Annotated in this window: 25 protein-coding genes and 1 pseudogene; 4 read left to right on the top strand and 22 right to left on the bottom strand. The window is 72.6% G+C overall.

Features of this window, described 5'->3' with window-relative positions; all coding sequences use genetic code 11:
• Nucleotides 1-4: 4 nt before the first annotated feature.
• Both rpsB and AB0I21_RS08055 read right to left on the bottom strand, forming a co-directional pair.
• Entirely contained in the window at nucleotides 5-829 is an 825-nt protein-coding gene (gene rpsB / locus AB0I21_RS08060) for a 30S ribosomal protein S2 (protein ID WP_344507918.1), read from the bottom strand.
• Nucleotides 830-1,360: 531 nt separating this feature from the next.
• Entirely contained in the window at nucleotides 1,361-2,263 is a 903-nt protein-coding gene (locus AB0I21_RS08055; protein WP_360559640.1) for a hypothetical protein, read from the bottom strand.
• 114 nt (nucleotides 2,264-2,377) lie between these two features.
• Between AB0I21_RS08055 and AB0I21_RS08050 the strand changes: the two genes are divergently transcribed.
• Entirely contained in the window at nucleotides 2,378-3,556 is a 1,179-nt protein-coding gene (locus AB0I21_RS08050; protein ID WP_360559639.1) for a pyridoxal phosphate-dependent aminotransferase, read from the top strand.
• A 902-nt stretch (nucleotides 3,557-4,458) separates the two neighbouring features.
• Here AB0I21_RS08050 and dprA read toward each other — a convergent pair.
• From dprA to AB0I21_RS08025, 5 genes and pseudogenes are all read right to left on the bottom strand, one after another.
• A complete protein-coding gene (dprA, locus tag AB0I21_RS08045; RefSeq protein WP_360559638.1) occupies nucleotides 4,459-5,667 on the bottom strand; it encodes a DNA-processing protein DprA in 1,209 nt (402 codons plus the stop codon).
• Entirely contained in the window at nucleotides 5,664-7,178 is a 1,515-nt protein-coding gene (locus AB0I21_RS08040; RefSeq protein WP_360559637.1) for a YifB family Mg chelatase-like AAA ATPase, read from the bottom strand. The genes dprA and AB0I21_RS08040 overlap by 4 nt, the downstream gene beginning before the upstream one ends.
• Complete coding sequence (locus AB0I21_RS08035) at nucleotides 7,178-7,537, bottom strand: YraN family protein (RefSeq protein WP_344507927.1); 360 nt, start codon at nucleotides 7,535-7,537, stop codon at nucleotides 7,178-7,180. The genes AB0I21_RS08040 and AB0I21_RS08035 overlap by 1 nt, the downstream gene beginning before the upstream one ends.
• A gap of 87 nt (nucleotides 7,538-7,624) precedes the next feature.
• A complete protein-coding gene (locus tag AB0I21_RS08030) occupies nucleotides 7,625-8,194 on the bottom strand; it encodes a GNAT family N-acetyltransferase (RefSeq protein WP_360559716.1) in 570 nt (189 codons plus the stop codon).
• A 45-nt stretch (nucleotides 8,195-8,239) separates the two neighbouring features.
• Nucleotides 8,240-8,530 (bottom strand): annotated as a pseudogene (locus AB0I21_RS08025) (helix-turn-helix domain-containing protein); the annotation flags it as partial.
• Nucleotides 8,531-8,616: 86 nt separating this feature from the next.
• Here AB0I21_RS08025 and AB0I21_RS08020 point away from each other — a divergent pair.
• Genes AB0I21_RS08020 through AB0I21_RS08010 form a run of 3 tightly spaced genes read left to right on the top strand, consistent with a single transcriptional unit; the run spans nucleotide 8,617 to nucleotide 11,158 of the window.
• Nucleotides 8,617-8,955, top strand: a complete 339-nt coding sequence (locus AB0I21_RS08020) for a hypothetical protein (protein WP_360559636.1) — start codon at nucleotides 8,617-8,619, stop codon at nucleotides 8,953-8,955.
• Nucleotides 8,952-9,920, top strand: coding sequence for a tyrosine recombinase XerC (locus AB0I21_RS08015; RefSeq protein WP_360559635.1), 969 nt, complete (start codon nucleotides 8,952-8,954; stop codon nucleotides 9,918-9,920). The genes AB0I21_RS08020 and AB0I21_RS08015 overlap by 4 nt, the downstream gene beginning before the upstream one ends.
• A 50-nt stretch (nucleotides 9,921-9,970) precedes the next feature.
• A complete protein-coding gene (locus AB0I21_RS08010) occupies nucleotides 9,971-11,158 on the top strand; it encodes an aminotransferase class V-fold PLP-dependent enzyme (protein ID WP_360559634.1) in 1,188 nt (395 codons plus the stop codon).
• On the opposite strand, the gene AB0I21_RS08005 is transcribed toward AB0I21_RS08010, so the two are convergent.
• From AB0I21_RS08005 to ffh, 15 genes are all read right to left on the bottom strand, one after another.
• On the bottom strand, nucleotides 11,155-11,673 hold the full coding sequence (locus tag AB0I21_RS08005) for a M23 family metallopeptidase (protein WP_344507935.1): 519 nt from the start codon (nucleotides 11,671-11,673) through the stop codon (nucleotides 11,155-11,157). The genes AB0I21_RS08010 and AB0I21_RS08005 overlap by 4 nt on opposite strands.
• Before the next feature lie 94 nt (nucleotides 11,674-11,767).
• On the bottom strand, nucleotides 11,768-12,088 hold the full coding sequence (locus tag AB0I21_RS08000; RefSeq protein ID WP_033357832.1) for a DUF2469 domain-containing protein: 321 nt from the start codon (nucleotides 12,086-12,088) through the stop codon (nucleotides 11,768-11,770).
• Nucleotides 12,085-12,831, bottom strand: coding sequence for a ribonuclease HII (locus tag AB0I21_RS07995; RefSeq protein WP_360559633.1), 747 nt, complete (start codon nucleotides 12,829-12,831; stop codon nucleotides 12,085-12,087). The genes AB0I21_RS08000 and AB0I21_RS07995 overlap by 4 nt, the downstream gene beginning before the upstream one ends.
• Complete coding sequence (locus AB0I21_RS07990) at nucleotides 12,831-13,292, bottom strand: NUDIX domain-containing protein (RefSeq protein ID WP_360559632.1); 462 nt, start codon at nucleotides 13,290-13,292, stop codon at nucleotides 12,831-12,833. Before AB0I21_RS07990 ends, AB0I21_RS07995 begins: the two co-directional genes overlap by 1 nt.
• 19 nt (nucleotides 13,293-13,311) lie before the next feature.
• The gene (lepB, locus tag AB0I21_RS07985) at nucleotides 13,312-13,953 is read right to left on the bottom strand and encodes a signal peptidase I (protein ID WP_360559631.1); all 642 of its coding nucleotides are present in this window, start codon (nucleotides 13,951-13,953) and stop codon (nucleotides 13,312-13,314) included.
• Between the two features lie 21 nt (nucleotides 13,954-13,974).
• Nucleotides 13,975-14,787, bottom strand: coding sequence for a signal peptidase I (lepB, locus tag AB0I21_RS07980; protein WP_360559715.1), 813 nt, complete (start codon nucleotides 14,785-14,787; stop codon nucleotides 13,975-13,977).
• 813 nt (nucleotides 14,788-15,600) lie between these two features.
• Nucleotides 15,601-15,957 carry a 50S ribosomal protein L19 gene (gene rplS / locus AB0I21_RS07975; RefSeq protein ID WP_033357828.1) on the bottom strand — a complete coding sequence of 119 codons (357 nt, stop codon included), beginning with the start codon at nucleotides 15,955-15,957 and terminating at the stop codon, nucleotides 15,601-15,603.
• Nucleotides 15,958-16,055: 98 nt separating this feature from the next.
• Nucleotides 16,056-16,772, bottom strand: a complete 717-nt coding sequence (gene trmD / locus AB0I21_RS07970; RefSeq protein ID WP_360559630.1) for a tRNA (guanosine(37)-N1)-methyltransferase TrmD — start codon at nucleotides 16,770-16,772, stop codon at nucleotides 16,056-16,058.
• The gene (rimM, locus tag AB0I21_RS07965) at nucleotides 16,769-17,320 is read right to left on the bottom strand and encodes a ribosome maturation factor RimM (RefSeq protein ID WP_360559629.1); all 552 of its coding nucleotides are present in this window, start codon (nucleotides 17,318-17,320) and stop codon (nucleotides 16,769-16,771) included. The genes trmD and rimM overlap by 4 nt, the downstream gene beginning before the upstream one ends.
• A gap of 3 nt (nucleotides 17,321-17,323) precedes the next feature.
• A complete protein-coding gene (locus tag AB0I21_RS07960) occupies nucleotides 17,324-17,581 on the bottom strand; it encodes an RNA-binding protein (protein WP_033357826.1) in 258 nt (85 codons plus the stop codon).
• On the bottom strand, nucleotides 17,556-18,026 hold the full coding sequence (gene rpsP / locus AB0I21_RS07955; protein ID WP_360559628.1) for a 30S ribosomal protein S16: 471 nt from the start codon (nucleotides 18,024-18,026) through the stop codon (nucleotides 17,556-17,558). Before rpsP ends, AB0I21_RS07960 begins: the two co-directional genes overlap by 26 nt.
• 154 nt (nucleotides 18,027-18,180) lie before the next feature.
• Nucleotides 18,181-18,834, bottom strand: coding sequence for a DUF402 domain-containing protein (locus AB0I21_RS07950; protein ID WP_360559714.1), 654 nt, complete (start codon nucleotides 18,832-18,834; stop codon nucleotides 18,181-18,183).
• A gap of 2 nt (nucleotides 18,835-18,836) precedes the next feature.
• Complete coding sequence (locus AB0I21_RS07945; protein ID WP_360559627.1) at nucleotides 18,837-19,487, bottom strand: DUF402 domain-containing protein; 651 nt, start codon at nucleotides 19,485-19,487, stop codon at nucleotides 18,837-18,839.
• Nucleotides 19,484-20,578, bottom strand: a complete 1,095-nt coding sequence (locus AB0I21_RS07940; protein ID WP_360559626.1) for an amidohydrolase family protein — start codon at nucleotides 20,576-20,578, stop codon at nucleotides 19,484-19,486. Before AB0I21_RS07940 ends, AB0I21_RS07945 begins: the two co-directional genes overlap by 4 nt.
• Nucleotides 20,562-22,094 carry a signal recognition particle protein gene (gene ffh / locus AB0I21_RS07935; RefSeq protein WP_360559625.1) on the bottom strand — a complete coding sequence of 511 codons (1,533 nt, stop codon included), beginning with the start codon at nucleotides 22,092-22,094 and terminating at the stop codon, nucleotides 20,562-20,564. The genes AB0I21_RS07940 and ffh overlap by 17 nt, the downstream gene beginning before the upstream one ends.
• Nucleotides 22,095-22,139 lie beyond the last annotated feature (45 nt).

Below are 22,139 nucleotides of genomic sequence, written 5' to 3'. Positions count from 1 at the left end.
CGTGTCAGGCCTGGGTGGGTTCGGCGGCGGGAGCGGCGTCGTCGGGCTTGGCACCCTCGAGCAGCTCACGCTCCCACTCAGCGAGCGGCTCGTCGCCGGCCACGACGCCCGGCTCGGGCTTCTGGTCGGCACGGGTGGCGCGGCCCGACCGGGCGATGAGACCGTCCGCGACCGCGTCCGCGACCACGCGGGTCAGCAGGGCGGCGGAGCGGATGGCGTCGTCGTTGCCCGGGATCGGGAAGTCGACCTCGTCGGGGTCGCAGTTGGTGTCGAGCACGGCGATGACCGGGATACCCAGCTTGCGGGCCTCGTCAACCGCGATGTGCTCCTTCTTGGTGTCGATGACCCAGATCGCCGACGGGAGCTTCTGCATGTCGCGCAGACCACCGAGCGTGCGGCTCAGCTTGGTCTGCTCGCGCGACAGCTGCAGGGTCTCCTTCTTCGTGTAGCCCTGCGCGGTGCCGGTGAGGTCGAGGGACTCGAGCTCCTTCATCCGCTGCAGCCGCTTGTAGACGGTCTGGAAGTTGGTCAGCATGCCACCCAGCCAGCGGTGGTTGACGTACGGCTGACCGACACGCGTCGCCTGCTCGGCGATCGCCTCCTGCGCCTGCTTCTTCGTGCCCACGAACAGCACCGAGCCACCCTCGGCGACGGTGTTGCGGATGTAGTCGTAGGCCTTGTCGATGTAGTCCAGCGTCTGGCGCAGGTCGATGATGTAGATACCGTTGCGCTCCGTGAAGATGAAGCGCTTCATCTTCGGGTTCCAACGGCGGGTCTGGTGTCCGAAGTGCACGCCGCTTTCCAGCAGCTGACGCATGGTCACAGCCATGTTCGTGGGATCCTTTCGATCCTGGTTTCCACGACGGTCCGGTCGGTCCGCCGTCCTGGCGCCCGGTCGTCGGCCGTCTCACCCGACCCAGCGCGTGGCTGCGGATCGGGACCAGGGCGGCCGCCGCCCTGGTTTCTGGCCCGGCGCGAGAAAGCGGCGGGCTGCGGGAGGGCGCGCGAGGTCGACCGTGCGTGCACGGTCGCCGTCCGGAAGTGTACGCGCAGTCGCCGCCGACCCACGAATCCGCCCCCGGCCGCCGCGCCGACCAGGCCGGTCCGTCACCCGGCAGGGCCTCGTCCGCCCACCGCGGCGGAGGGCCTCGGTGTCTGGTTCAGCGCTCGCCGGTCAGCCGGTCGTCGGCTCGTCACGTGGACAGGGTCGCAGCCCGTCGGGCCGGACAGGCCGAGGCCGGTCCTATGCGCAAGCCGCGGCTCGTCACGTGGACAGGGCCGCGGCGCGTCTGCGGTGGACAGGCCGCGGCCGGTCACGTGGACCGGCCGCCGGCTCGTCACGTGGGAACGGCGCGGCCGGTCAGGTGGACAGGGCCGCGGCGATGAACAGCAGCACCGCGATCGGCAGGTACGCCAGCGGCGTCCGCAGCCAGGCCCGCGCCCCCGAGGCGGCGGCCGCGGCGCCACCGATCAGCCCGTACAGGCCGAGGGCGAACATCGGCAGCCCGAGGATCATGAAGATGCTCGCGAGCGTGCCGGTGGCCTCGATCTTGTCGGCGGTCATCGCGGTCAGGAACAACCGCAGCACCGGCACCTCGAAGACGATCGTGAGCAGCACCAGCACGACGGCCAGCCCCGGCCGCTTCGACCGGTACACCGCACCGCCCGGCTCCGCGGCAGCGGCCGCGGGCGCCGCCGACGGCGGCGGGATCGCCGCGGTCAGGGTCGTCGGCGCCGCGAACGCGTCCTGCTGGCTCTGCTGAGCCTGCTGGCCGTACCCGCCCTGCGGCGCCGCCGGGGGCGCCGGCACCGTGGGCACCGTCACCACGGGCGACGACAGAGCGCTCACGGGCGCGCTCGGCGCACCGCCGGACACCGGCCGCTGCAGCGCGCTGCGGTCGATCGCCTCGGAGCGCCGTGACCTGGAGACCGACTCGGCGGCGTCGGGGTGCTCGGGAGCCGATGGGAGCGGGGCGCTGAACTGCCCGCTCGGACTGTCGCCGTACGGCAGCGGGTCGCCGCCGTAACCGCGGGACGCGCTGCGCGGCTCCGGGACCCGGTAGCCGTCGTCGTACTCACGCTCGTCGGCGTACCGCGTCGGCGTGTAGCCGCGGTCGTCCCCGTAGCCGCGGTCGTCGCGCGACCGGTCGTCCCGGCGGTCGTCGCGGCGCTCGCCGCGGCCAGGCTCGTCGTATCCACGGTCGTCCGGGTACCAGCGGGGCTCCGCATCCGGGTCCGGGGAGTAGTTCCGGCGTCCATCCACGGTCCGTCACGGTAGGCGGTCCGGATGATCCCCGCCACTCCGGTGCACTGCCGGATATCCGCCGGTGACGGTCCTGGGCAACTCCAGCAGTGACCGGCGTCGCATACTCGGTGGGTGACTGACGCCTCGCGTGATCAACTCGTCGCCCGGATGCGCCCCTTCGGCACGACCATCTTCGCCGAGATGTCGGCACTCGCGGTCCGCACCGGCGCGGTCAACCTCGGCCAGGGCTTTCCCGACACCGACGGCCCCGCCGCCATGCTCGACGCCGCCGCCGAGGCCCTCCGCTCCGGTCGCAACCAGTACCCGCCGGGCCCCGGCGTCCCGGAGCTCCGCGCGGCGATCTCGGCCCACCAGAAGGCGTTCTGGGGCCTGGACTACGACCCCGACGGAGAGATCATCGTCACGGCCGGCGCGACCGAGGCGATCGCCGCCACCATCCTCGCCCTCTGCGAGCCCGGCGACGAGGTCGTCTGCTTCGAGCCCTACTACGACTCCTATGCCGCCTCCATCGCCCTCGCCGGCGCGGTCCGCCGCCCGGTGACCCTGCGCGCCCACGACGGCGGTTACGCCTTCGACCCGGCGGAGCTGCGCGCCGCCTTCGGCTCCCGCACCCGGCTCGTCCTGCTCAACTCCCCCCACAACCCGACCGGCAAGGTCTTCACCCCCGACGAGCTGGCGCAGATCGCCGCCCTCTGCGAGGAGTTCGACGCGGTCGCCGTCACCGACGAGGTCTACGAGCACCTGGTCTTCACCGACGCCGACGCCCCTCACGTGCCGATCGCGTCCCTGCCCGGCATGCGCGCCCGCACGCTGCAGATCTCCTCCGCCGGCAAGACCTTCTCCTGCACCGGCTGGAAGATCGGCTGGATCTGCGGCCCCCGCGACCTGGTCTCCGCCGCCCTGCGCGTCAAGCAGTTCCTCACCTTCGTCAACGCCGGCCCCCTCCAGCCCGCGATCGCCGTGGCCCTGAACTCCCCGCCCTCCTACTACGAGCAGTTCCGCGACGACCTCCAGCGCAAGCGCGACCGCCTCTGCGAGGGCCTGACCGCCGCCGGCTTCGCCGTCCTCCGCTCGGAAGGTACCTACTTCGTCACGGCCGACATCACCCCTCTCGGCGGCACCGACGGCGTCGACTTCTGCCTGGCCCTGCCCGACCGCTGCGGCGTCGTCGCCGTGCCCACCCAGGTCTTCTACGACGACGCCGCCGCCGGCCGCCACATCATCCGGTTCGCCTTCTGCAAGCGCGACGAGGTCATCGAGGAAGCCATCACCCGCCTCCGCCGCCTCTGACCCCGCCCCCGTCACATGATCGTGGGTGTGGACGGCCACAGCAGCCGTTCGACAAGCGGCACCGCACCACGCCCAGAGCGCTGACCATCCACGAACCCGGCCGACCCGACTGATCAGAGAACACATCTGGCAGCCGACGCCGCCAGACACGACGCCCCCGGACACGAGGCCGCCCAGACGCAACCCGGCCCAGACCCGCCCCCGCCTGACACGACAACCTCGGACACGACCCCCGCCCAGACCCGACCCCGCAGGACGCGACGCCGCCCGGACACAACCCCGCCCGGACGCAACGCCGCCCGGACACAACCCCGCCCAACCGCAACGCCGCCCGGACACAACCCCGCCCGGACGCAACGCCGCCCGGACACAACCCCGCCCGGACGCAACCCCCGCCCGGACGCAACGCCACCCAACCGCAACGCCGCCCGGACACAACCCCGCCCGGACGCAACGCCGCCCGGACACAACGCCACCCAACCGCAACGCCGCCCGGACGCAACCCCCGCCCGGACGCAACGCCACCCAACCGCAACGCCGCCCGGACACAACCCCGCCCGGACGCAACGCCGCCCGGACACAACGCCACCCAACCGCAACGCCGCCCGGACGCAACCCCCGCCCGGACGCAACGCCGCCCGGAGGCAACGCCGCCCGGAGGCAACGCCGCCCGGAGGCAACGCCGCCCGGAGGCGCGGGGCGAACCGGCGACGGTCGGGGGCCAGGGCTGCGGGCGAGGGCTGCGGGCCAGGGCTGCGGGCCAGGAGAGGCATCCCGGGCGGCCCGGCGCTCCTTCCGCGGGTGCGGTCTGGCCACTGCTCGCGGGCGCACCCGTCCGGATGCGGCCGGCGTGCGCGGTGGCAAGGACGGCCGGCTGACGGCGTGCCGGGTCGGGGAGGCTGTCACGAGCGGGCCTTCTTCGGGGCGAGGCGGTAGCCGGCTTCGGTGCTGACGACGAAGCCGTGCTGCTCCAGAACGGGAAGGGTCCGGCGGGCGGCGCGGGTGGCGACGCCCGCGATGGCGGCGATCTCCTCCGCCGAGCGGGCGGCCCGAGGGGCCACCGCGTCGAGGACCCTGGCCTGGGTGGCATCGAGGGCGTCCTCGGGGCGCTCGTCGCCGTGGATGGGGTCGGCGAGCTCCCCGAGCCGCCCGACCTCCTCGACGATCTCGTCGACGCGGGTGACGAGGACGGTGCCGGGGGTGCGGAGCTCGACGTGGCAGCCGACCGACATCGCGGAGGTGATCGGGCCGGGGACGACCATGGCGGAGCGCTCCAGGCGGCGGGCGTAGGACAGCGTGTTGCGCGCGCCGCTGCGGGAGCCGGCCTCGACCATCACGGTGCCGCGGGTGGCGGCGGCGATGACCCGGTTGCGGGTCAGGAACCTGGTCTTGTGCGGCCGGGTGCCCGGCGGCCACTCGGTCAGCAGGAGCCCCTCCTCGGTGATGCGCTCGAACACGGCCGCGTTGGAGACCGGGTAGACCTGGTCGATGCCGCAGGCGAGCACCGCGCAGGTCACCCCGCCGGCGGCGAGGGCGCCCCGGTGGGCGGTGACGTCGACGCCGAGCGCGCCGCCGGAGACCACCGCCCAGCCGCGCTCCGCCAGGCCGAAGGCGAGCTCCGACGCGACGAACTCGCCATAGTGGGTGATGGCCCGGGCACCGACCACGGACACCGACCGCTCCAGCGCCTCCTCCAACCGGACGGGCCCGCGCAGCCACAGGCACAACGGCGGGTCGGTGTCGCGGCGGAGGGCGTCGGCGCCGTCGTGGCTGACCCGGGTGAGGTCGTCGAGCGCGGTGGGCCACTCGTCGTCGACGGCGGTGACCATGCGAGCGCCGAGCCGGCCGGCCCGCTCGGTCATCTCGCCGGCCAGGGTGAGCGCGACCCGCTCGGCCCACGCGTCCGCGGAGCCGGTGCGCGCGTCGAGCAGGGTGGCGTCGAGGCGGGCGTGGACCGCGCCGGCGAGCGCCTCGGTGACGCCGTGCCCGTGCAGCACCATGACCAGCGCCTCCGGCGCCCCGACAGCCCGCACCAGCAGCCCGAGCTCCCGGCTGCCGGGCTCCACCAGATGGGCCAGCGCCAGCCGCGCCGCCCGGTCGATGGTGCTCATCGGCCTCTCCTTGACCGCATCTCGAGGGCTTCATGGACGTCGCCGATGGTGGGGCGGTCGCGGCCGTCGAGGTCGGCGACGGTCCACGCGACGCGGGTCGCGCGGTCCATGCCCCGGGCCGACAGCTGGCCGCGGTCCATCGCGGTGGACAGCGGGTGCAGCACGGCGCGCGGCAGCCGGAAGCGCCGGTCGCGCAGGACGGCGGCGGGGACCTCCCCGTTGGACCGGGCGTGCGGCGCCCACCGGCTCGCCGCCGCCTGCCGCGCCCGCACGACCCGCGCCGCGACGGTCGCGGACGACTCGGCCGGCTCGGTGCCGAAGAGCGCCGCCGAGCGCACCGCCACCACGTCGACCTGGAGGTCGACCCGGTCCAGCAGCGGGCCGGAGAGCCTGGACCGGTACCGGACGCGCACCCCCGGCGGGCACTGGCACATGGCGTCGCCGCCGGGCCGGGCGCACGGGCACGGGTTGGCGGCGAGGACCAGCTGGGCCCTTGCTGGATAGACCGTCTCGCCGTGGACCCGGCGCAGCCGCACCTCGCCGTGCTCCAGCGGCTCGCGCAGGGCATTGAGGGCGCTGGCCTGGAACTCGGCGCACTCGTCGAGGAACAGCACGCCGTGGTGGGCGAGGCTGATCGCGCCGGGCTTGGCGATGCCGGAGCCGCCGCCGACGAGCGCCGCGATCGAGGACGTGTGGTGCGGCGCCTGCAGCGGCGCCCGGCGGATCAGGCCGGCGCCGGCAGGCAGCTCGCCGGCGACCGAGTGCAGCGCCGTGACCTCGATGGACTCCCGCTCGGTGAGCTCGGGCAGGATGCCGGGCAGCCGCTGGGCGAGCAGCGTCTTGCCGGCGCCGGGCGGGCCGAACATCGCCAGGTGGTGCCGGCCGGCGGCGGCCAGCTCGATGGCGCGGCGGCCGCGCTCCTGACCGAGGACGTCGGCGAGGTCGGCCGGCGGGCGCTGCGCCGGTGGCGGCTGCGTGGGCGGGTCGAGCAGCGTCTCGGTGCCGTGGACGAAGCCGATGATGCGGCCGAGGCAGTCGGCGGCGCGGACCCGCACGTCGGGCACGAGCCGCGCCTCGTCGACGTTGCCGGGTGGGACGACGACGAGGCCGGCGCCGGCGCGGCTGGCGGCGAGCACGGCGGGCAGCACCCCGCGGACGGGCCGGAGGGTGCCGTCGAGGCCGAGCTCGCCGAGGATGACCGCGTCGACCAGCAGGCGCGTCGGCAGGTCGGCGCCGGCGGCGAGCACGGCGAGCGCCATGGCGGTGTCGAACCCGGAGCCGTGCTTGCGCACATGGGCGGGCAACAGGTTGACCGTGATGCGCTGCTGCGGCCAGGTGGCCCCGGAGTTGTGCACGGCGGCCCGGATGCGGTCGCGGGCCTCGGTGAGCGCGGCGTCGGGCAGGCCCGACACGACGAGGCTCGGCAGCCCGGGCGCGACGTCGGCCTCGACCACGATCACCTGCCCGACCACCCCTTGCAGGGCGACGGAGCGGATCTTCGCGTAGCCCATCAGAAGACCCCGCGGAGGTGCCGCACGCCGACGGTGTCGGCGCCGAGCAGGACGGCCACCACGTCGAAGCGGACCTGCCGCCGGTCGCCGGCGCCGTGCGTGGCCAGCCAGCGGGCGGCGAGCCGGCGCACGCGGCGGGCCTTGTCGGCGCTGACCGCCTCCGCCGGCGCCCCGAACTTGGCGCCCCGGCGGGTCTTCACCTCGACGAACACCAGCACCGGCCCGTCGCGGGCGACCACGTCGATCTCACCGGACGGGCAGCGCCAGTTGCGGTCGAGGGGGACGAGGCCACGGGCGATGAGATGCCGCACGGCCAGGCGCTCGCCGAAGCGGCCCACGATCTGGTTGGTGTTGGTCATGTCGGGAGCCTGCCGCGTTTCGCGAAACGGGGCGCGACGCGAGCGGGCAACCTGTGGACAACGGGCCGCTTGTGGAAAACGGGAACGTCACAGCGACAGGCGCCACTGCTCCTCGGCGACGTCCACGCCGTACACGAACGCCGGGGTGGCGCTCTCCAGCACGAACCCGGCCCGCTGGTAGATGCGCCGGGCGGCGAGCAGCACGTCCTGCGTGTAGAGCACCATCTCCCGATACCCGGCCCGGCGCGCGAACCGCACGCACTCGTCCACCAGCGTGCCGCCGACGCCCATCCCCCGCGCCGCCGGCTCCACGAACAGGAGCCGGAGCTTCGCCACGCCCTCGTCCGCCCGTACGCAGAAGATCGACCCGACGGGAGCGCCGTCGACCTCGGCGATCCACCCCGCCTCGGTCCTCGGGTCGTGCGAGGCCGCGTAGTCGGCGACGATGCGGGCCACCAGCGCCTCGAAGGTGGCATCCAGCCCGTACTCCGCGGCGTAGAGCGCGCCGTGGCGCTGCACGACCCAGCCCAGGTCGCCGGGCAGCGGCGGCCGCAGGACCACGGCGCGCGGCGGCAGGACGCCCTCGAACACCGACCGGATCGTGTCCATCGCGCCGACCAGCCGCCGCCGGTCGACCTCGCCGACGGAGGCGAGCAGCCCGGCGATCTGCTCCTCGGAGCGCGCGTCCAGCGCCGCGAACGCCTCCCGCCCGGCCGGCGTCAGCTCGATGCGGCGGCGGCGCGCGTCCGATGCGGACCGGGACCGCGCGACGAGCCCGTCGGCCTCCAGCCTGCCGAGGATCCGGCTCAGGTACCCGGCGTCGATGTCGAGCAGCCGCCGCAGCTCGGCCGTGTCGTGCGCGCTGTCCACGGCCAGCTCGTACAGCACCCGCACCTCGGCCAGCGAGTAGGCGGAGTCGTGCAGGCCGGCCCGCAGCACCCCGATGAGGTTCGTGTAGTAGCGGTTGAACTCCCGTACGGCCGCGACAGTCATACTTGACATAGTCAACGATTTTCCTGACGGAGTCAAAGAACTCAAGGCGATATCGCACAGCGATAGCGGGCACTATCGTTGGTGGCATGACTGCCCCTGCCGACAAGCTCGTGGAGCTGCTCGAGACGCTCCCCGCCCCAACCCGCCAGGAGATCACCGTCTGGCTCCTCGACCGTGGCACGCCGGCCCAGGCCGGCGGCGGCAACCTGCTCGCCGCAGCCGTCGAGATGCGCGCCGGCGTGCTGAACAACGCCCTCGGCGGCGCCCTGCCGGCGGGCGAGGAGAGCCAGCTCGTCACGTTTCGCCTGCCGACCGAGCGGCACGCCGAGCTGCGCGCCTGGTGCGCCGAGCACGGTTTCACGATGGCGGCGGTGGTCCGGGGCCTGATCGAGCGGTTCCTCGAAGACCAGCTCCGCCGCAAATGACGACGCAAAAGACGAGAAGAGCGGCTCCGCCGCAGACGACCGGCGTCGCGGAACAGCATGAAGCGCTGCCGGACGGCATGCGCACCGCGGTCGACGACTTCGCCCGCCACCTCGCCGCCGAGCGCAACCGCTCCGAGCACACCGTCCGCGCGTACGTCGGCGACGTCGTCTCCCTGCTCGACCACGCCTCCCGCGCCGGCGCGACCGCCCCGGGCGAGCTGACGCTGGCGGTGCTGCGCGGCTGGCTCGCCCGCCGGCGCGCGGCCGGCGCCGCCCGTGCCAGCCTGGCCAGGCACGCCGCCGCCGCGCGGACGTTCACCGCCTGGGCCCACCGCGAGGGCCTGCTCGCCACCGACCCGGGCCAGCGCCTCGCCAGTCCGAAGGCGCACCGCGACCTGCCGACCGTGCTGCGCGCCGACCAGGCCGAGACGCTCGTGACCGCCCCCGCGGGCCGCGACGACGCCGTGGGGCTGCGCGACCGGTTGGTGCTGGAGCTGCTGTACGCCACCGGCATCCGGGTCAGCGAGCTGTGCGGCCTGGACGTCGGCGACGTCGACCGGATGCGCCGTGTCGTGCGGGTCATCGGCAAGGGCGACAAGGAGCGCGCGGTGCCCTACGGGCTGCCCGCCGAGCAGGCGCTGACCGAGTGGCTGCGCAGCGGCCGCCCGGCCCTCGCCGGCCCCGCGAGCGGCGCGGCGCTGCTCCTCGGCGCGCGCGGCGGCCGCCTGCAGCCCACGGCCGCCCGGCGCCTCGTCGACGGGCACGCCAGGGCGACCGGCCTGCCGCACACCTCCCCGCACGACCTGCGCCACTCCGCCGCGACCCACCTGCTCGAGGGCGGCGCCGACCTGCGCTCGGTGCAGGAGCTGCTGGGGCACGCCTCGCTGGCCAGCACCCAGATCTACACCCACGTGTCGATCGAGCGGCTCCGGTCCGCGTACGAGCAGGCCCACCCCCGCGCCTGACTCCGGCAACGCGACCCGGAAGGGCGGCGCAGGACCTTAAGATCGTGGATATGTCCGCTCCGGAGCCGATTCCCGGCGCACGCCTGCTGTTCTCCAACGACGCGGCGGTCGCGCAGCTCAACCACGGCTCCTTCGGCCTGGTGCCGATCCCGGTGCAGCGGGCCCAGCAGCGGCTGCGCGACGAGGTCGAGGCCAACCCGCCGCGGTTCTTCAGCGTCGGCCTGGAGGAGCGCATCGCGCACGTGCGCCGGCACCTCGCCGCGTTCGTCGGCGCCGACCCCGGCCTGACGGCCCTCGTCGACAACGCCACGACCGGCACGTCCACGGTCCTCGCCGCGCTCGGCGGCGGCATTGGCGGCGATGGCGGGAGCCTCGGCAGCGGCGACGAGATCGTCACCACCGACCACGGCTACGGCGCGGTCGACCTCGCCGTGGACGCCTTCTGCCGCCGGACCGGCGCGAGCCGGAGGGTGGCCCGTATGCCGCTCGCCCCCGACGACGACGCCGCGGTCGAGGCGGTCCTCGACGCCGTCACCGGCAGGACGCGGCTGGTGGTCGTCGACCACATCACCGCGGCGACCGCGCGGGTCCTGCCGGTCCGCAGGATCGTCGAGGCGGTCCGCGGCCGCGCCGGCGAACGGGCCGCGGTCCTGGTCGACGCGGCGCACGCGCCCGGCATCCTGCCCGACCCGGTCGCCGGCATCGGCGCCGACTTCTGGGTCGGCAACCTGCACAAGTGGGCCTACGCACCCCGCGGCACGGCCCTGCTGTCGGTGGCGCCGCGCTGGCGGGAGCGGCTCCAGTCGCTGGTCGTGTCCTGGAACCAGGACGCCGGCTTCCCGGACAGCCTGGAGTGGCTGGGCGCGCGCGACTACACGCCGTGGCTCGCCGCGCCGACGGGCCTCTTCGTGCTGCGCTCCCTCGGCCTCGACGCGGTGCGCCGGCACAACACCGCGCTCGCCGAGCACGGCCAGGCACTGCTCGCCGAGGCCCTCGGCGAGGCCGTGCCGCCGCGGACCGGGCTGCCGATGACCGTCGTGCCGCTGCCTCAGGGCGCGGTGACGGAGCCGGCGGCGGCCACCGCCCTGCGCCGCAGGATCTCCGACGAGCTCGCCACCGAGGTCGGGCTCGCCGCCTGGCGCGGCCGCGGCTACCTACGGCTGTCGGCGCAGGTCTACAACCGCGAGGACGACTTCCAGCGCCTCGTGGAGGGCCTGCCCAAGCTCCTGCGGCGTTAGCGCGGCAGGAGCCGGACCCGGCCGCGGCGCAGCAGCGTCAGCGGGTCGAGATACACCTCCCCGGAGCGCAGCCCCCAGTGCAGGCAGGCGGCCGCCGGGCAGCCGGCGTGGCCGGGCCGCAGCGTGCCGAGCGGGGTGCCGGCGGAGACGACGGTGCCGGCCTTCACGGAGGGGTCCACTGGCTCGTAGGTCGTGCGCAGCCCACCCGGGTGCGACACGCTCACCACCGGCCGCCCGGCGACCATCCCGGCGAACGCGACCACCCCGGGGCCCGCGCTGTGCACCACGGCGTCCGGGGAGCCGCGCAGATCCACGCCGCGATGTCCGGCGCCATACGGTCCGGGTGGCGGCTCGAACCGGCGGACCACGGCCACCGGCGGCCCCAGCGGCCAGCGAAACGCCCCCGGACCACCGTCGGGCACCGCCGGTGCGGCACGCGCGGGAGCGCCAGGGGCGACAGCGGGAACAGCGAACGACAGCGCTACCAGTACCAGCGCCAAGAAGCGGAACGGCATGCGACGAAGCTATGCCGATCCCACCCGCCCCCTCACCCGCCGGCCCACCGACCTGTGGACAACAGAGGCCTTGTGGACAAGCGGGCGGGCAGCGTCAGCCTCCGAAGCCGTTGTCGGGCAGCGAGATGTCGGGCTTCTCCAACTCCTCGACGTTGACGTCCTTGAAGGTCATCACCCGGACGTTCTTCACGAACCGGGCAGGACGATACATGTCCCAGACCCACGCGTCGTGCATCTCGACCTCGAAGTAGACCTCGCCGTCGGAGTTGCGCACGTGCAGATCGACCTGGTTGGCCAGGTAGAACCGGCGCTCGGTCTCCACCACGTACGAGAACTGGCGGACGATGTCGCGATACTCCCGGTAGAGCTGGAGCTCCATCTCGGTTTCGTACTTCTCGAGATCCTCGGCGCTCATCGCGGTCCGCCTTCCATAGCCACATTGTCGCCCACTTGCGCCGGCACCGTCGCGGCCTCGCCGGGCGCCACGCCGACGTTACCGCGCCTTTGCCTCCGCTGCCCCACCGCCGCCACGTTCGCGTAGGAGAAACGATGCTCGGCGCACGGCCCGTGCGCAACGAGCGCCGCCTGGTGCACCGGCGTGCAATACCCTTTGTGCTCGTCGAAGCCGTATTCAGGGTGCGTGGTGTGCAGCCCCCGCATGATCCGGTCCCGGGTGACCTTCGCCACCACGCTCGCCGCCGCCACACAGGCGGCGACCTGGTCACCCTTCCACACGGCGAGGCCGGGCGTGCCGAGCCCGTCGACCCGGAAGCCGTCGGTGAGGGCGTAGTCGGGGCGCTCGGCGAGGCCGGCCAAGGCGCGCCGCATGCCGGCGAGGTTGGACACGTGCAGCCCCCGGCGGTCGATATCACCCGGCGGGATGATCACCACCGACCAGGCGAGGGCCCGGGCGACGACCTCGTCGTAGATCCGCTCCCGGGCGGCGGCGGTGAGCAGCTTCGAGTCGTTGAGCTCCTCGATCTCGCCGCGGCGGCCCTGCGGGAGGATGACCGCGGCCACCACGAGCGGCCCGGCGCAGGCACCCCGGCCGGCCTCGTCGGCGCCGGCGACCCGCTCGAAGCCGCGCCGCTGCAGCGCCCGCTCCAGGGCCCAAAGCCCGGCGGCACGGTGCACGACGGTGCGGGGTGGCGCCAGCATCACGCCACCTCCCTCAGCAACGCGGGCAGGTCCGGTGGGTAGAAGAGCTCACCGGAGGACTCCAGCGAAGAGGGCGACCACCAGCGCGCCTCGTCGATGCAGCCCTGCTCCGCCTCGTTGAGTCGGGACAGATCGACACGGGTGTCAGCGGTCCGTGCCACGAAGAACGACTGCTCCTGCGCGAACCAGGAACCGTCGAACGGGAACGACACCGTGTCGGTGCGCACCGGGCCGACCATGTCCGCCGGGGAGAACAGCAGCCCGGTCTCCTCGAACGCCTCCCGCACGGCGGCGTCGAGCAGGGTCTCCCCCGGCTCCAGCCCGCCGCCCACGGTGAACCAGTAGGTGTGCGACGGGCGCGCGGGGTCCCACCCGTGCAGCATGAGCACGCGGCCGTCCGGGTCGAGCAGGAGCACCCGCGCGGCCCGACGGTCGATGTGTCGTCCCCCGTCGTGGGTCATACGACGAGATTACGACGTCTCACTTCGCAGTCGGCGCCGGCACCTTGTCGAAGGTCTCCGGCACGCTGAGCCATTTCGCCCTGGAGAAGGGCCAGAACACCACGAACGCCCTGCCCACGACGTTGTCCTCGGGGATCGTCGCCTGGACGGGGTCCTTGTACCGGACGAAGTTGTACCGCGAGTCGCCCGACCTCGACCGGTGGTCGCCCATCACCCACAGCCGCCCGGCCGGCACCGTGACGTCGAACTGCTCCTCGCTGGGGAGATCCTGCAGCCCGTTCTCGTCGGCGTAGATGTAGGTCTCGTCGAGGGCCTTGCCGTTCACGGTGATGCGCTGCTTGTCGTCGCAGCACACGACGTGGTCGCCGCCGGTCGCGATGACCCGCTTGATGAAGTCCTCCTCGGACGGGTCGTTGCGCCACGACGCGGGCGCCTCGAAGACGATCACCTCACCCCGGTGCGGGGAGCGGAAGTCGTAGACGAGCTTGTTGACGAGCACGCGGTCGCGGATGAGGAGGGTGTTCTCCATCGACTCGGACGGGATGTAGAACGTCTGAAGGACGAATGCCCGCACCACGACGGCGACGATGATCGCCACGCCCAGCAGCACTGGCAACTCGCGCCAAAACGTGTTGGGGCGCTTGGTCTGCTCGTCAATCACGCCCTGAAGGGTACGTGCTCGTCACCATCGGCGACGTCTCAACCGCTCCTGACGCGCCGAACGGGTCGAAACCGTGAGAGTCACCGCGAGTGGTGCAAGCACCATATCGGGCACCAAAGGTAAATCAGGCGTTCTGGTGACCCGCGGGCCGACCGAGGCCGAAGCGCTCTTCGGCACGTTCTTGAATGTGTCCGGTACCGGCAGCCAGGCCCACCGCCCGCTCGGCCACAGGATGACGAAGGCCCGGCCGATGACGTTGTCGATCGGCACCTGTCCCTGGCAGCGGGAGTCCTGCGAGACGCCGCGGTGGTCACCCATCACGAACATCTGCCCCGGCTCGACCTTGATCGGGCCGAAGCGGCGCGCCGTGCACTGCTTCGGGTTGGGGGTGGCGTCCAGGGGCGAGTCCTCGTAGACATACGCGGACTCGTCCAGCGGGTAGCCGTTGACGAAGACGCGGCCCTGCACGTCGCAGCAGGAGACGGTGTCGCCGGGCAGGCCGATGACGCGCTTGATGAAGTCCTTCTCGCCGGGCTGGCTGAAGCCGACCAGGTCGCCGACCGTGCGGCCGAGCTCGGCGAAGAAGCCGGCGTCCTTGTCGACCTGGTTCTCCGGCGCCCAGTTGGCCGGGCCCTCGAACACGACGACCTCGCCGCGCTGAGGCTCGCGGACGTCGTAGAGCACCTTGTTGACCAGCACCCGGTCGCCGACGAGGAGGGTGTTCTCCATCGAGCCGGACGGGATGAAGAACGCCTGCACGAGGAACGTGCGGATGAGCACCGCCAGGCAGAACGCGACGATCAGCAGCAGCGGCAGCTCCTGCCACAGCGGCATGTTCTTGCGCTTCTTGCGGACCTTGCTGCTCCACGAGGCGGCGGAGCTGTCGTCGTCATAGGCGCCGCGGCGGCCGGCGGACGCGCCCCGGCCCCGGTACGAGCCCTGCTCGCCGGAGCGGCGGTCGTCGTAGCCGTCGCGGTCGTCGTAACCACGGTCGTCGTAACCACGGTCGTCGTAGCCGCGGCGGTTGTAGCCGCGCGTGTCGTAACCCTGCGCGTCATAGCCGCGGTCGCCGCGGCCCCGCTGGTCATAGCCGCGGTCGTCGTAGCCCCCGCCGTCACGCCCCCGGTCGCCGTAGCCCTGGTCGGCATAGCCCCGGTCCTCGAACGCCCGGTCACGCACGACCGGCGGCTCGTCGCGGTCCCAGCGGCCCCGGCCGGACTCGCGCCCACGGTCGCCGTGCGGGTCGTCGTCCCAGGACCGGGCGGGCCGGTTCCAGTCACCGCCGCGCTGATCATCCCGGTCCGGGTCACCACCACGGTGCCGCCCCCAGGCGTCGAACGCCTGCTGGGACTGCCCCGCCTGCGTCTGCCCCCAGTAGTCGTGCTCCGGGTAGGTGTTGCCGCCGAAACCAGGACGCCCACGCTCCCCGCCCTCCTGATCCAGGGGGCGGCGGCGTGGGTGTATGTCATCGCCGCGATCGTCGTAACCATCGCGGCCGTAGTCGCTTGCCATCGGCGTCAGCCTAGAGGCACAAGACCAAAATGGGGAGCCCGGCGCCGGTTGACCGGAACGCGAGCTTTCAGGCGAACGACTGCGAGGAGGGCCCGTGGACGGGTCCTCCTCGCCGGAAGTCGATCAGGGTGCGGCTCAGCCGACCTTGGTCTCGCGCTTCTCCTTGATCTTGGCCTTCTTGCCACGGAGGTCGCGCAGGTAGTAGAGCTTGGCCCGGCGCACGTCACCGCGGGTGACGACCTCGATGCGGTCGACGGCGGGGCTGTTGACCGGGTAGGTGCGCTCGACGCCGACGCCGAAGCTCACCTTCCGGACCGAGAAGGTCTCGCGCAGGCCGTCGCCCTGGCGACGGATCACGACGCCCTGGAAGACCTGGACCCGGGACCGGTTGCCCTCGACGACCCGCGCGTGCACCTTGATGGTGTCGCCGGCGCGGAAGCTCGGGATATCGGTCCGCTGCGACATTGCGTCGAGCGCGTCCAGCGTGTTCATCGCGGCAGTTCCTCGTCACTCAAGGCACGCCCGAATCCATGGCGCGCGAACGTAAAGATGATCAGGAGGTGCGCAGGCATCAGCCCGCAGCAACCCCACTACTTTGCCACATCGACACCCGGAACCTGAAATCCGGTCCCCTCGAGCAGGTCGGGCCGCCGGGAAGCGGTGCGTCGCAGGCCTTCCTCGCGCCGCCAGCGGGCGATCTTGCCGTGGTCGCCGGAGCGCAGCACCTCGGGCACGTCCAGCCCCCGCCAGGTCGGCGGCTTCGTGTACATGGGCGCTTCCAGTACACCGGCGGCGTGCGACTCCTCCACCAGGGAGTCGGCGTTGCCGAGCACACCGGGCAGCAGCCGGGTCACCGCCTCCATGACGACCAGCACGGCGACCTCGCCGCCAAACAGGACGTAGTCGCCGAGCGAGACCTCACTCACCCGCATCCGGGTGGCCGCGTGGTCGATCACCCGCTGGTCGATCCCCTCATATCGCCCACAAGCGAACAGAAGGTGCGGGTCCGCAGAAAACGCGCGTGCGAGGTCCTGTGTGAACGGCACACCGGCGGGCGTGGGAACGACGAGATGCGTGGAAGGCGACGCGAGGTCGTCGAAGCACTGCCCCCACGGCTCGGGCCGCATCACCATGCCCGGACCGCCGCCATACGGTGTGTCGTCGACGGTGCGGTGCACGTCGTGCGTCCAGGTCCGCAGGTCGTGCACGGCGAGCTCGAGGATCCCGGTGCGGCGGGCCTTGCCGATGAGCGACAGGTCGAGCGGGGCGAGATACTCCGGGAAGATCGTGACGACGTCGACCCTCATAGGTCGAAGAGGCCTTCCGGCGGGGTGATGACGATCCGCCCACCCGGCACGTCGACCTCGGGCACGATCTCGCGGACGAACGGCACGAGGCCGGTCCGCCCGTCGACCAGCCGCACGACGAGCAGGTCGTGCGCCGGGGCGTGGTCGATGCGCAGCAGCTCGCCGACCTTCTCCCCCGCCGCGTCGACGATCGAGAGACCGACGAGGTCGTGGTCGTTGAACTCATCGGGGTCCGTCGGGGCGGGGATGTCGGCGCTGTCGACGCAGAGCAGCACGCCGCGCATGTCCTCGGCGAGGTTGCGGTCGTAGATGCCCTCGAACACGACGAGCAGCCGGCCCTGGTGCGGGCGGACCGACTCGACGGTGAGGGTCGCCGGCGGGCGCCAGGCACCGGCCGGGACCTTCTGCAGATGCCGGACCGCCGTCGAGTCGGTCACCAGGACCGACCCGACGGCGAAACGATCTGCCGGATCATCCGTGCGGATGTCCACGACGACCTCGCCGCGGATGCCGTGCGCACGGAATATCTGACCGACGACGAGGAGCATGGATCAGTACGCGTCGACGATCTCGACGCGGACGCCGCGACCACCGATCGACGTGATCACCTGGCGCAGCGCCTTCGCGGTGCGGCCACCGCGACCGATCACCGTGCCGAGGTCCTCCGGGTTGACCCGGACCTCGAGGCGCTGACCGCGACGGGAGTCGACCATGCGGACGCGGACATCGTCAGGGTTGTCGACGATGCCCTTGACCAGGTGCTCCAGCGCGGGGCGCAACACGTCAGGCCTCCGCGCCGGCGCCGGCACCGGTCTGCTCCTCAGCCTGCGCGGCCGGGGCCTCGGCCGGAGCCTCGGCCTCGGTCTTCTTCTTGGGCTCGGCCTTCTTCGCCTTCGGCGCCTCGGCGAGACCGGCGGCGGCCTGCGCCTCGGCCTCGTAGGTGGCGCGGCGGTCGGCGGCGACGGCCTTGACCTTCAGCGGCTCGGCCGGCGCGGGCAGACCCTTGAACTTCTGCCAGTCACCGGTCTTGGAGAGGATCGCCTGCACGGCCTCGCTCGGCTGCGCGCCGACCGACAGCCAGTGCTGGACGCGCTCGGAGTTGACCTCGATGCGCGAGGGCTCCTCCTTCGGGTGGTAGAGCCCGACGAACTCGATCGCCCGACCGTCACGCTTGGTGCGCGAGTCGGCGATGACGATGCGGTACTGCGGGTTGCGGATCTTGCCCATCCGCAGGAGCCGGATCTTGACGGCCACTTGGTTGCTCGCTCCTGGATCTGTGTGGAAGCCGAGCGAACGTCCGGACACCGTGGGGATTGGCGCCTTCGGCTGCTCTGATGGAAAGGACCCGACGCCGGGTTAGAGGGCTCGACGCGAAACCTGATACCAGCCGTCCATTGTGCCAGACCCGCTACCCACCGCAAAAACCGCGGTCCCAACCCCGCGGAAGATCCGGGACCGTCCAGTTCGCCGGCGGGGTGAAGTCGGTCCACGTGCCGTCGAACGGGAAGTCGCCCGCCTCGATCTCCTTCACGACCCGCTCACCCTCGGCCCGCACGAAGGCCTCGTCAGGCACCCAGTAGTGCTCCGGCAGGGCGAGGCGCTCCAGGAACTCCTCCTCGTCCTTCCAGTGCCAGGTCCGGTCCGGAGCCGCCACGATGTCGAGGTCCCAGTCGGTGACGTCGACGCCGGACGCGCCGCCCTCGTCGCTCCAGCGGACCGCCGGGCGCTCCAGGTTGACGTACCAGTTCTTGAAGCGGTCCCGATCGTCGTGGAACCACCAGACCGAGTGCGCCGGGTCGCCGGGCCGGTGCAGCTTGAGCACGCCGGGCCCGTCCCAGGTGCTGTGCTTCAGCGCCGTGCCCCGGGTCACGAACTCGGCGAAGGGCATCGTGCGCATGCCGAAGCCGTCGCCGGAGACCTCGTTGACCACCGGGGTGCCCCGGGCGATCCACAGCAGCAGGCCGCGCTCGTCGTCGGAGACGACCCGGGCCGGCCGGACCCAGCCGATCCGGCCCAGGCGCACGTTGCGGTGCACGACGACCTGCCCGGGCGTGAACCTCACGCTCAACGACGCTCCCTCGGTCGGTCCCAGCCCTCGGCGACGGGCGGGGGGATGCTCCAGCCGGCCGGCGGCCGGAAGTCGGTCCAGGTGCCGTCGAAGGGCCACGCGCCGGCCTCGATCGCCGGCACGACCCGCCGTCCCTGCTCCCAGACCGCCTCGGCGTCGCCCACCCAGTAGTGCTCGGGGAAGGCGAGGCGCTCGTTGAGCTCGTCCTCGTCCTTCCAGTCCCAGCGCCGGTCGGGCCAGACCCAGATGTCCAGGTCCTGGTCGGTCAGGTCGACGCCGGCCACGGCACCGTCGTCCCACGTGACGGACGGCTCCTCCAGGTTGACGTACCAGGCCCGGAAGCGACCGGCGGGGTCGAACAGCCACCACACCGAGTACGCGGCGCCGCGCGGGTTGAACTTGAGCGTGCTCGGTCCTCGGTACACATCCTGGATGATCTTCTTCGGCGCGAGCACCCACTCGGCGAAGGGCATGTCCCGCGGCCCCCGGCCGTCGGTGGTGACTTCACGGATGAGCGGGCTGCCGGTCGCCATCCACAGACGCAGCCCGAGCTCGTCGTCGGCGACGACCCTGGCCAGGGGCGCCCAGACGAGCGTGTCACGGGCGAAATGCCGGTGCAGCACGGCCCGTCCGGGGCTCAGTGTCACCTGACGACCCGGCCTTTGAGGACGATCCGGCGGGGCCGGAGCAGCTCCGTGAGGTCCGCGCGGGGGTCGCCGTCGTAGACGACCAGGTCGGCGAGGCCGCCCTCGACGAGGCCCGGGAAGCCCAGCCACTCGCGGGCGCCCCAGGAGCCGGCCCGCAGCACGTCGAGCGCCGGCATGCCGGCCTCGCGGTGCAGCAGCAGCATCTCCTGGGCGGCGAGCCCGTGCGCGATGCCGCCACCGGCGTCACTGCCGACGTAGATCGGCACTCCCGCCTCGTGCGCCGCCCGCACCACCGATGGGAAACGGTCCCTCAGGTCCAGCATGTGCTGGGCATACGCCGGGAACTTGGCGGAGGCGGTCGCGGCGATCCCGCCGAAGGTCGCAATGTTGATCATCGTCGGGACGAGCGCGGTCCGCTGCCGGGCCATGAGATCGATGTCGTCGAGCGACAGGCCCGTGCCGTGCTCGACGGAGTCGACGCCCGCGCGGACCAGCGCCGCGACGGACTCCTCGGCGAACGTGTGGACGGCCACACGGGCCCCGGCGGCGTGCGCGGCGGCGACCGCGCCGGCCATCGCGTCCAGGTCCCACGCGGGCGCGAGGTCGCCGACGCCCCGGTCGATCCAGTCACCGACGAGCTTCACCCAGCCGTTGCCGAGACCGGCCTGCCGGGTGACCTCCTCGGCGAGCGATGCCGCGCCGACCTCGACGCCGATGTCGCGCAGGTAGCGCTTCGGCGGCGCCACGTGCCGGCCCGCCCTGGCCAGCCGGGGCATCTCCGGGTCGTCGTCGAGCATCGGGTACGGAATGGGCGACCCCGCGTCACGGATCGCGAGCACGCCCGCGGCACGGTCGACCAGCGCCAGCTCCCGGGCGGCGTCGACGCCGGCGGACGGGTGCCCGCCCTGTGCGATGCCCAGGTGGCAGTGCGCGTCGACGAGCCCCGGCAGGACGAAGCCGCCGTCGGCGACGGTCACGGCACCCGGCACGGGTGACAGCGTCACCCGGTCGCCGACGAGCCAGATGTCGGTCTGCGTGTCGTCCGGGAGGAGAACGCCCCGGACGTGCAGCGTCTCAGGACTGTCCGTCACGCTTCTGCAGCTTCGAGAAGTCGAGCTTCGGCAGCTTGAAGCCGGCCGGCAGGCCCGCCGCATTCGGGTCCATGGCCGCCGGGTCGAAGCCGGGCGGCAGCTGCGGCACGCCGCCGAGCCGGGGCTGGCGGGCACCGCCACCGCCGCTCTTGCCGCCCTTGCGCTTGTTCTTCGGCGACTTGGTGGCCTTGCGCCGCATGCCGGGCATGCCCATCATGCCGCTCATCTGCTTCATCATCTTCTGCGCGTCGGCGAAGCGGTTGAGCAGCTGGTTGACGTCGGTGACGGTGACGCCGGAGCCGTTGGCGATGCGCACCCGGCGCGACGCGTTGAGGATCTTGGGGTTGGTGCGCTCGCCGGGGGTCATCGAGCGGATGATCGCCGTGACCTTGTCGAAGTGCTTGTCGTCGATCTCGGCGATCTGGTCCTTCATCTGCCCCATGCCCGGCATCATGGCCAGCACGTTGGCGATCGGGCCCATCCGCCGCACGGCCTGCAGCTGCTCGAGGAAGTCCTCCAGGGTGAACGTCTCGCCGCCCATGAGCTTGGCGGCCATCCGCTCCTTCTGGTCGTCCTCGAAGGCGGCCTCGGCCTGCTCGATGAGCGTGAGCACGTCGCCCATGCCGAGGATGCGCGAGGCCATCCGGTCGGGGTGGAAGACGTCGAAGTCCTCGAGCTTCTCACCGGTCGACGCGAACATGATCGGCTGGCCGGTGACGTGGCGGACGGAGAGCGCCGCACCACCGCGGGCGTCGCCGTCGAGCTTCGACAGGACGACACCGGTGATGCCGACGCCGTCACGGAAGGCCTGGGCGGTGGTGACCGCGTCCTGACCGATCATCGCGTCGATGACGAAGATGACCTCGTCGGGGTCGACGGCGTCGCGGATGTCGGCGGCCTGCTGCATCATCTCGGCGTCGATGCCGAGCCGGCCGGCGGTGTCGACGATCACGATGTCGCGCATCTGGCGGCGGGCGTGCTCGATCGACTCGCGGGCGACGCTGACCGGGTCGCCGACGCCGTTGCCCGGCTGCGGCGCATAGACCTCGACGCCGGCCCGGCCGCCGAGGACCTGCAGCTGGTTGACGGCATTGGGGCGCTGGAGGTCACAGGCGACGAGCAGCGGCTGGTGGCCCTGTGCCTTGAGCCAGCGGGCGAGCTTGCCCGCCAGGGTGGTCTTGCCGGAGCCCTGGAGGCCGGCGAGCATGATCACGGTCGGTGCGGTCTTGGCGAACTGCAGCCGGCGCGCCTCGCCGCCGAGCGTCGCGACCAGCTCCTCGTGGACGATCTTGATGACCTGCTGGGCCGGGTTGAGGGCCTTGGACACCTCGGCGCCGCGGGCGCGCTCCTTGAGCCGGGCGATGAAGTCCTTCACCACCGGCAGTGCGACGTCGGCCTCGAGCAGCGCGAGGCGGATCTCCCGCGCGGTGGCGTCGACATCCGCCTCGGTGAGCCGACCCTTGCCCTTCAGCTTCGTGAAGATGCCGGAGAGCCGATCACTCAGGGTGTCAAACACGACGAATCCGTCCTCGAGGTAGGCGCTGCTGCAAAGGGTAACCGA

The sequence above is a fragment of the Dactylosporangium sp. NPDC050588 genome, assembly GCF_040654975.1.
Classification (GTDB): Bacteria; Actinomycetota; Actinomycetes; order Mycobacteriales; family Micromonosporaceae; genus Dactylosporangium; species Dactylosporangium maewongense.
This window is presented reverse-complemented; position numbering and strand designations above follow the sequence as displayed.

What these genes read in the sequence shown, in the direction of transcription:
- AB0I21_RS07990 (WP_360559632.1), bottom strand. Translation starts at nt 13,292, where the DNA reads ATGACCCACGACGGGGGACGACACATCGACCGTCGGGCCGCGCGGGTG.
- AB0I21_RS08000 (WP_033357832.1), bottom strand. Translation starts at nt 12,088, where the DNA reads ATGAGCGCCGAGGATCTCGAGAAGTACGAAACCGAGATGGAGCTCCAG.
- AB0I21_RS08035 (WP_344507927.1), bottom strand. Translation starts at nt 7,537, where the DNA reads ATGACCAACACCAACCAGATCGTGGGCCGCTTCGGCGAGCGCCTGGCC.
- AB0I21_RS07995 (WP_360559633.1), bottom strand. Translation starts at nt 12,831, where the DNA reads ATGCTGGCGCCACCCCGCACCGTCGTGCACCGTGCCGCCGGGCTTTGG.
- AB0I21_RS08010 (WP_360559634.1), top strand. Translation starts at nt 9,971, where the DNA reads ATGTCCGCTCCGGAGCCGATTCCCGGCGCACGCCTGCTGTTCTCCAAC.
- dprA (WP_360559638.1), bottom strand. Translation starts at nt 5,667, where the DNA reads ATGAGCACCATCGACCGGGCGGCGCGGCTGGCGCTGGCCCATCTGGTG.
- trmD (WP_360559630.1), bottom strand. Translation starts at nt 16,772, where the DNA reads ATGAGGGTCGACGTCGTCACGATCTTCCCGGAGTATCTCGCCCCGCTC.
- rpsB (WP_344507918.1), bottom strand. Translation starts at nt 829, where the DNA reads ATGGCTGTGACCATGCGTCAGCTGCTGGAAAGCGGCGTGCACTTCGGA.
- rimM (WP_360559629.1), bottom strand. Translation starts at nt 17,320, where the DNA reads ATGCTCCTCGTCGTCGGTCAGATATTCCGTGCGCACGGCATCCGCGGC.
- AB0I21_RS08015 (WP_360559635.1), top strand. Translation starts at nt 8,952, where the DNA reads ATGACGACGCAAAAGACGAGAAGAGCGGCTCCGCCGCAGACGACCGGC.
- rplS (WP_033357828.1), bottom strand. Translation starts at nt 15,957, where the DNA reads ATGAACACGCTGGACGCGCTCGACGCAATGTCGCAGCGGACCGATATC.
- AB0I21_RS08005 (WP_344507935.1), bottom strand. Translation starts at nt 11,673, where the DNA reads ATGCCGTTCCGCTTCTTGGCGCTGGTACTGGTAGCGCTGTCGTTCGCT.
- AB0I21_RS08040 (WP_360559637.1), bottom strand. Translation starts at nt 7,178, where the DNA reads ATGGGCTACGCGAAGATCCGCTCCGTCGCCCTGCAAGGGGTGGTCGGG.
- lepB (WP_360559715.1), bottom strand. Translation starts at nt 14,787, where the DNA reads ATGCCGCTGTGGCAGGAGCTGCCGCTGCTGCTGATCGTCGCGTTCTGC.
- AB0I21_RS08020 (WP_360559636.1), top strand. Translation starts at nt 8,617, where the DNA reads ATGACTGCCCCTGCCGACAAGCTCGTGGAGCTGCTCGAGACGCTCCCC.